This is a genomic window from Brachybacterium sp. Marseille-Q7125, assembly GCF_023062615.1.
Classification (GTDB): domain Bacteria; phylum Actinomycetota; class Actinomycetes; order Actinomycetales; family Dermabacteraceae; genus Brachybacterium.
Genome location: NZ_JALLAL010000081.1, coordinates 1 through 6,510, shown reverse-complemented (window position 1 = coordinate 6,510; position 6,510 = coordinate 1). Strand labels below are relative to the sequence as shown.

The window sequence follows — 6,510 nt, the reverse complement described above, 5'->3', positions numbered from 1 at the left end:
GGGGTGGCCGACGGGGTGGCAGCGGGGGAGGGCATGGCATGAACCTATACGCGGCTGCTGACCAGGGGGACAAACTTTCGTCGGCCCTGTGCATCGCATCGATGAACACGGGCGGCAGGAGCGGTCTCCTTCGTGCTGCGGCCGGAATACCTGGAGTCGGAGAACCGGACCGGCCGGGGTCAGAAACAGCTGTGGGACGCTACAGACGTGAACGTCGCGCCTCTGCTCATGCTCCTGATCGCTGCCCTCGCGGGGTGTGCCGGCGTCGTGCTGGCGCTTGTCTTGGCGTGGATGCGCCGACGTGGTGCCTCGCAGTGGTGGGTGGCTAAACCGCTGGTCGACTCAGAGTTCGCCAATGCACCGGAGCGCATCGTCCTGCTGATCCTGCCGCTTGCGGCGCAGACCCTCATCGTGGGCGCGCTCGCGGTCCTCGCGGCGGCTCTCGCTGCCCTGCTGGGCGCCCCCACGGCCCTGATCAACGGCCTGCTGCTGGGTGCTCTCGCCCTCGAGGTCGTGGTCTGGCTCGTGATCGCGATCCCTACGGCTCACAGCTCGGTGCTGCCGCTGTGGATGTATCCCGCGTGGCTGCGTGGACAGCGAGCCGCGGACCGCGAGCGGTTCCAGCGCGAGGCCCGCGCGAGGCGCGCACGCCGCTGAGCAGCGGGGATCCCGCGGGTGGCGGGTTCAGCGGCGCGGGGTCATGACCGAGGTGATCTGCCGCGACATCTCGGTGGGGTCGATCCCGACGAGAGTTGTGGCGAGAGCACTGCGGTCCGCCCGGAGATAGCGGCCGCGCAACATGAGGATCTCCGTCGCCGTCAAGCCCGAGGCGCCATCGCGCTCCACCCGAACCGCCCGAGTCTCGGCATCCTCCAGCTCCTCTGCATCGGGTGCCGGGACAGACGCCGCCACGGTCATGACCAGCTACATCTAGTCTGTTGCGTCAGAACATTAGGGCCATCCGGCCAGCCCTGCGATGGGGAGGACTCCCCATACGGTCTGCGCCAAGGTGGTGAGGTGCCATTCCCGGTAGGCCTCGCCCCGAGGTGACCACCTCGACACCGGCGCTGGGCGAGCCCCGAGCCGGCTACCACTGCCGCGGCCTAGACTGGCTGCGACCCCGCCCGCCCCGTCGGCCCCCTAGCGTGCGCCGACGCCCGGGCCCACCCGTCGAGCGAGGCAGATGTGAACTCCGACCACCTGAAGACTTCCGTCCAGGCGATCAACTGGAATCGGATCCCCGACCCCAAGGACCAGGAGGTGTGGGACCGCCTGACCGGCAACTTCTGGCTGCCGGAGAAGGTGCCGCTGTCCAATGACATCCCGTCCTGGGGCCGGCTCACCGAGCAGGAGCAGAACCTGGTGATGCGCGTGTTCACGGGGCTGACGCTGCTGGACACGGTGCAGGGCACCGTCGGCGCGGTCTCGCTGATCCCCGACGCCGTCACCCCGCATGAGGAGGCGGTGTACACCAACATCGCGTTCATGGAGTCGGTGCACGCCAAGTCCTACTCGCAGATCTTCTCCACCCTGGCGAACACCAAGCAGATCGACGAGGCCTTCCGCTGGAGCGAGTTCAACGAGCCGCTGCAGAAGAAGGCGAAGATCGTCATGAGCTACTACCAGGGCGATGATCCGGAGAAGCGGAAGGTCGCCTCCACGCTGCTGGAGTCCTTCCTGTTCTACTCCGGCTTCTACCTGCCGATGCACTACTCCAGCCACGGCGAGCTGACGAACACCGCGGACATCATCCGCCTGATCATCCGTGATGAGGCCGTGCACGGCTACTACATCGGCTACAAGTTCCAGCGGGCCGTGGAGAAGTCCGATCCGGCGCGCCAGCAGGAGCTCAAGGACTACACGTACGGGCTGCTCATGGAGCTGTATGACAACGAGGAGGAGTACACCGAGGATCTGTATGACCCGGTGGGCTGGACCGAGGAGGTCAAGACCTTCCTGCGGTACAACGCGAACAAGGCCCTGATGAACCTGGGCTACGAGGCACTGTTCCCGGCGGATCAGACCGAGGTGAACCCCGCGATCCTCGCCTCGCTGTCCCCGAACGCCGATGAGAACCACGACTTCTTTTCCGGTTCCGGCTCCTCCTATGTGATGGGCAAGGCCGTGGAGACCGAGGACGACGACTGGGACTTCTGATCGCCGCGGCGATGCGTTGAGCGCCCGGGTCCGCGATGGCGGGCTCGGGCGCTTCCGTGTGTAGAGGGCCGATGGGGGCCGTGCCTGTGCCCCTCACATGACCGTCCGGCACTAAAGGCCCGGGCCGAAGGGGTCACCGTGTGATCGGGCCGCTTTGACCGCTTGGTCGACGTTCTGACCAGCGGTGTCGGCCCGGATTCCCAGTTCGCCCACGAGCCTCGGGAGAATGTGATTGCACGATTGACCTCTTCCCCCACGAAATGGAGCAATCTCATGGGCCTTCTTGGACTGATCATCTCCTGGATCATCATCGGCGCCATCATCGGCCTGCTGGCCCGCGCCATCATGCCCGGCAAGCAGGGCATGGGCCTGGGCATGTCGATCATCCTCGGTGTCATCGGCGCGATCGTCGGCGGCTTCATCGGCGGCCTGCTCGGTGGTGACGGCGTCAGCGGCATCATGAACAACCCCTGGAGCGTCGGCACCATTCTGCTGGGCATCGTCGGCGCGATCATCGTTATGGTGATCTACGGCTTCCTCGCCAAGCGCGCCTGATCCAGGCACACCCACGCATCGCGTGAGGCCTGCGTGCCTCACAGCATGCTCGCGGCGGCGCCGCATCGGAGCGATCCGGTGCGGCGCCGCTGTCTTATGGCTGGTCTCTCTACCGCGGCACGTCTCACCGCGGCACGTCGGCGGTGCGGCGCCCGGCGTCCTCGACGGTGAATCGCCCGGAGGACCAGCGGGCCACATCGGCCTCGAAGGAGGGCAGATCCGTGGGCTCCAGCAGCACGGTCAGCAGCGCCGAGCGCGTCCCGTACTCGGTGGGCTCCACGGTCGCGCCAGCCCCGGCGGCCCAGAGCCGAACGGCGTTCTCCGCGATCCCGACGTCGGCCGGGGACACCTCGACCTGGGCGACCATCTGCTCGGTGCGCCGCAGCAGACGCGCCTGGCCCACAGCCTGCTCCACGCCCGCGGTGTAGGCGCGCACCAGCCCGCCGGCCCCCAGCTTCACGCCGCCGAAGTAGCGGATCACGATCGCGAGGACGTCCACGAGCTCCGCGTGCAGCAGCGCCTGCAGCATCGGCATCCCGGCGGTCCCGGCAGGCTCACCATCGTCATTGGAGCGGTGCACCAGGGCGCGGTCGGCCCGTTCGGCGAGGACGAGCGCGGTGCAGTGGTGGCGGGCATCGGGGTGCTCGCTGCGGGCGGCACGGACCAGGGCGTCAGCCTTCTCTACGTCCTCGACGCGGTGCAGTCGGGTGATGAAGCGGCTCTTGCGCTCGATCAGCTCGGTCTCGACGTCGGCGGCGAGGACGAGGGGATCTGGCATGGGCGCGAGTCTATCCAGGGCGTTACGCTGGCCGCGTCCGCGCCCACCGGCGCTCTCTCCCCGACCCACAGGAGTCACCGTGTCCCAGCAGTTTTCGCCTCAGCCCGCCCATGGCTACACCGGAGCTCCGCCCGCGCCGCGCAAGAAGTCCAAGGCCCCGAAGATCCTCATGATCCTGGGCGGCGCCATCCTGGCGCTGAGCGTGATCCTGGGCGTGGTGCTGGCCGTGGCCGGCTTCGGGAATGTGGCCAGTGGCGCAGGAAAGCTCCAGGTGCTCGAGAGTGGCTCCGGCACCTACAGCGCTGAGGCCGATGAGTCCCTGCAGTTGTATGTCGATGAGGGCACACCCGCGCCCTCGTGCACGGTGACCGCACCATCGGGCGAGGCGGCAGCGCCGGGCACCGCCCAGTCCAGCGAACTGGGCACGGGGGAGCGCACCTGGGTCTCCTTCGACTCCTTCACGGCCACGGAGGCGGGCGATTACACGATCGACTGCGGCGGCACCCCGGTGGCTGTGGGCCCGCCGGTGTCCATCGGCGGGATCTTCGCGGGCATCGGCGGTGTGCTGATGGGCGTGTTCGGCGGCATGCTGGGTTTCCTGCTGCTGATCGTCGGTGTGATCCTTCACTTTGTGAGCAAGAAGAAGGCCTGAGCGCACAGGATCAGCGGCCGATGGCGCGCGGAGCGCTCCGTTGGCCGTGGACCGTGGCCGGTGTGCTGCGCCTCTCGTGCTACGGGAGGCTGCCGCGCCGGTAGGATGATTGGGCTCGCCCGCGCGGCAAGCCAGGGCCTCTAGCTCAGTCGGCAGAGCATCGGACTTTTAATCCGCAGGTCGTGGGTTCGATCCCCACGGGGCCCACCGCAGGTCGGGACGGAAGAGTTTCCTGTCAAGCCCCGGGTTTGGTGGAGGCTGGGTTATCTGGCGTTCAGGGGTTCGAGGGCGGGTTCTGAGGGGTGGGAGAGGGGCTCGTGCCCGCTACGAGAAGTGACCATCTCGATCGCCGGCCAGCACATCACCGCCCAGCCCGAACTCGCCGAAGAAGCCAAAGAGCTACTCGAGGCGTTGACCCACTAAACCAATGCAAGTCAGGCCTGACCGGCCCTGATCGGCCCTGACAACGGATCCCCCGTCTCCATCCGTGGAGGCGGGGGATCCGTCATCTGCAGGGGCGGCGCCAGGCTCACGCCCCGTCGGCCGACGGGCACGGCTTGATCATCGCGCAGCGGGGAGCGGCGCCGAGCCCCGGCAGCCCCGCCTCCCGCTGCATCGTGCGGGTGAGACCCGGCCCCCACTGCTCGGCAGGCAGAACCGCGTAGCCCAGCCGCGTGTAATACGGGGCGTTCCACGGGACGTCCACGAAGGTGGTCAGCGTGGTCGCCGGGCACCCCTGCGCCCTGCCCCAGTGCTCCACATGCTCCAGCAGACGTCGGCCCAACCGGTGCCCCGCGTGCTCCGGCGCGACGGACAGCTGGCCCACATGCGCATGCCCATCCAGCAGCTCGGCTGTCACGAAGCCCGCGAGCGTCGTCCCGCGCTCCAGTACCCACAGCCGGCCCTCCCGGGCCAGTGCCTCCCGGCGCCCCGGATCCGGTGGGTCCTGCGCCAGCTCAGGCAACCCGACCGTGCGGAACACCTGGTCAGCCTGCGTCTCGATCTCCACCACTCGGGGGATCTCGGCCAGGCGGGCGGGGCGGATGCGCAGCTCAGTCATGCGCTCACGATCCCACGCCTACGCTGATCCCATGACTGGCGAGCCCGCATCACCCCCGCTGCTGTGCCTGGACCTGGGCACCTCCGCCGCGAAAGCCGCGCTCGTGGACTGTGATGGCCGCACCCGCGCCGTCGCCAGCCGCGCATACCCGACCGCGACCACGCCCGATGGCGGTGCCGAGCAGGATCCGGGGGACTGGCTGCGTGCCACCCGGGAGGCGATCGGTGAGGTCAGCGCCGCGGCAGACACCGCGCCCCCGTCGGCCCTCGCCATCACCGGGCAGATGCAGGATCTCATCCTCCTGCCCGCCCCGAGCACCCCGCAGACCCCCGCAATCCTGTACAGCGATACCCGCGCCGTGATCGAGGCCGAGGAGATCCACGCGCTGCTCGCCGGGCAGGGCGCCGACTGGGATGCCCTGACCGGCAATCAGCAGGACGCCACCAGCTGCGCCGCGATGCACCGCCGCCTGCGCCGCACCGACCCCGCCACCGTGAAACGCTCGCGCGGCCTCGTGTTCGGGCCTGCCGGTTTTCTCGCGGACGCCCTGGGGCTCGGCGCCTGGTGCGACCCCACCACCGCGTCGACCACCGGGCTGCTCGATGCCGGGACGCGCCGCTGGTCTCCTGCCGTGGCGCGGGCCGCCGGAATCCCGCAGGAGCATCTACCCCGTCTGACCAGCGGATCCGCGCAGACCATCGGCCGCACCGACGCGCGGGCCCAGGATCTGCTGGGCCTTCCCGCGGGGATCCCTGTCGTTCTCGTCGCGGGGGATGCCGGCGCTACCACCGCGGGGATCGTCGGCCTCTCCGCCGGAGAGGCCTACGCGTACATGGGCACCAGCGGCTGGGTCGCCTCCGTGGTGGCCGATGCGCCCGTGGGCTCGGCGCGGCACAGCGTGGACGTGTCCCACCGGCTGCTGCTGGAGGCAGACGGATCAGGGCGGCGCTCCCTGCGGATCTCCGCGCTGCTCGCTGCGGGGGCCGCCGCTTCGTGGGCGCGTGAGGCATTCCTCGGTGGGGCTTCGACGTCGCAGGCCGATGGCCTGCTGGAGCAGCGGGAAGCAGAGTGCGGGAGAGGGCCGACGGGCCTGCTCGCCCTGCCCTCGATCCACGGCGAACGCTACCCGGTGCGGGACGCCGAGCTGCGTGCGGCCGTGCTCGGCATGGACGCCACGACCCGCGGCCCGGACGTGTACGCGGCGGTGCTCGAAGGGGTCGCGCATGCGATCGGACACGCCCTCGCAGGGGTCGACGGCGCCGACGGGGGCCTGTGCCTCATACCCACCCGACTCCGCCGCCGCTGCCC

General features: G+C 69.4%; 8 protein-coding genes and 1 tRNA gene. 6 read left to right on the top strand and 3 right to left on the bottom strand.

Going from position 1 to position 6,510, the window contains the following annotated elements; genetic code table 11:
- Positions 1 to 207: 207 nt before the first annotated feature.
- Complete coding sequence (locus MU407_RS13320; protein ID WP_146007696.1) at positions 208 to 657, top strand: hypothetical protein; 450 nt, start codon at positions 208 to 210, stop codon at positions 655 to 657.
- Positions 658 to 684: 27 nt separating this feature from the next.
- Here MU407_RS13320 and MU407_RS13315 read toward each other — a convergent pair whose 3' ends face one another.
- The gene (locus MU407_RS13315) at positions 685 to 918 is read right to left on the bottom strand and encodes a hypothetical protein (protein ID WP_102235467.1); all 234 of its coding nucleotides are present in this window, start codon (positions 916 to 918) and stop codon (positions 685 to 687) included.
- A gap of 267 nt (positions 919 to 1,185) precedes the next feature.
- On the opposite strand from MU407_RS13315, the gene nrdF reads away from it, so the two are divergent.
- Together nrdF and MU407_RS13305 are read left to right on the top strand one after the other, a co-directional pair.
- Positions 1,186 to 2,157, top strand: coding sequence for a class 1b ribonucleoside-diphosphate reductase subunit beta (gene nrdF / locus MU407_RS13310; protein ID WP_102235466.1), 972 nt, complete (start codon positions 1,186 to 1,188; stop codon positions 2,155 to 2,157).
- A 273-nt stretch (positions 2,158 to 2,430) separates the two neighbouring features.
- Positions 2,431 to 2,712, top strand: a complete 282-nt coding sequence (locus MU407_RS13305; protein ID WP_102235465.1) for a GlsB/YeaQ/YmgE family stress response membrane protein — start codon at positions 2,431 to 2,433, stop codon at positions 2,710 to 2,712.
- Positions 2,713 to 2,836: 124 nt separating this feature from the next.
- Here the strand turns inward: MU407_RS13305 and MU407_RS13300 are convergent, their stop codons facing one another.
- Positions 2,837 to 3,490, bottom strand: a complete 654-nt coding sequence (locus MU407_RS13300) for a YigZ family protein (protein WP_102235464.1) — start codon at positions 3,488 to 3,490, stop codon at positions 2,837 to 2,839.
- Positions 3,491 to 3,569: 79 nt separating this feature from the next.
- On the opposite strand from MU407_RS13300, the gene MU407_RS13295 reads away from it, so the two are divergent.
- On the top strand, positions 3,570 to 4,142 hold the full coding sequence (locus MU407_RS13295) for a hypothetical protein (RefSeq protein ID WP_246958204.1): 573 nt from the start codon (positions 3,570 to 3,572) through the stop codon (positions 4,140 to 4,142).
- Positions 4,143 to 4,276: 134 nt separating this feature from the next.
- A tRNA-Lys gene (locus tag MU407_RS13290) sits at positions 4,277 to 4,349 on the top strand.
- A gap of 322 nt (positions 4,350 to 4,671) precedes the next feature.
- On the opposite strand, the gene MU407_RS13285 is transcribed toward MU407_RS13290, so the two are convergent.
- Entirely contained in the window at positions 4,672 to 5,202 is a 531-nt protein-coding gene (locus MU407_RS13285; protein WP_246958203.1) for a GNAT family N-acetyltransferase, read from the bottom strand.
- 31 nt (positions 5,203 to 5,233) lie between these two features.
- Here MU407_RS13285 and MU407_RS13280 point away from each other — a divergent pair.
- Positions 5,234 to 6,510: FGGY family carbohydrate kinase (locus MU407_RS13280; protein WP_246958201.1), on the top strand; the 1,277-nt coding region annotated here is incomplete at its 3' end.

Coding starts and splice junctions, on each gene's coding strand:
- MU407_RS13300 (WP_102235464.1), bottom strand. CDS start 3,490: ATGCCAGATCCCCTCGTCCTCGCCGCCGACGTCGAGACCGAGCTGATC.
- MU407_RS13285 (WP_246958203.1), bottom strand. CDS start 5,202: ATGACTGAGCTGCGCATCCGCCCCGCCCGCCTGGCCGAGATCCCCCGA.
- MU407_RS13305 (WP_102235465.1), top strand. CDS start 2,431: ATGGGCCTTCTTGGACTGATCATCTCCTGGATCATCATCGGCGCCATC.
- MU407_RS13315 (WP_102235467.1), bottom strand. CDS start 918: ATGACCGTGGCGGCGTCTGTCCCGGCACCCGATGCAGAGGAGCTGGAG.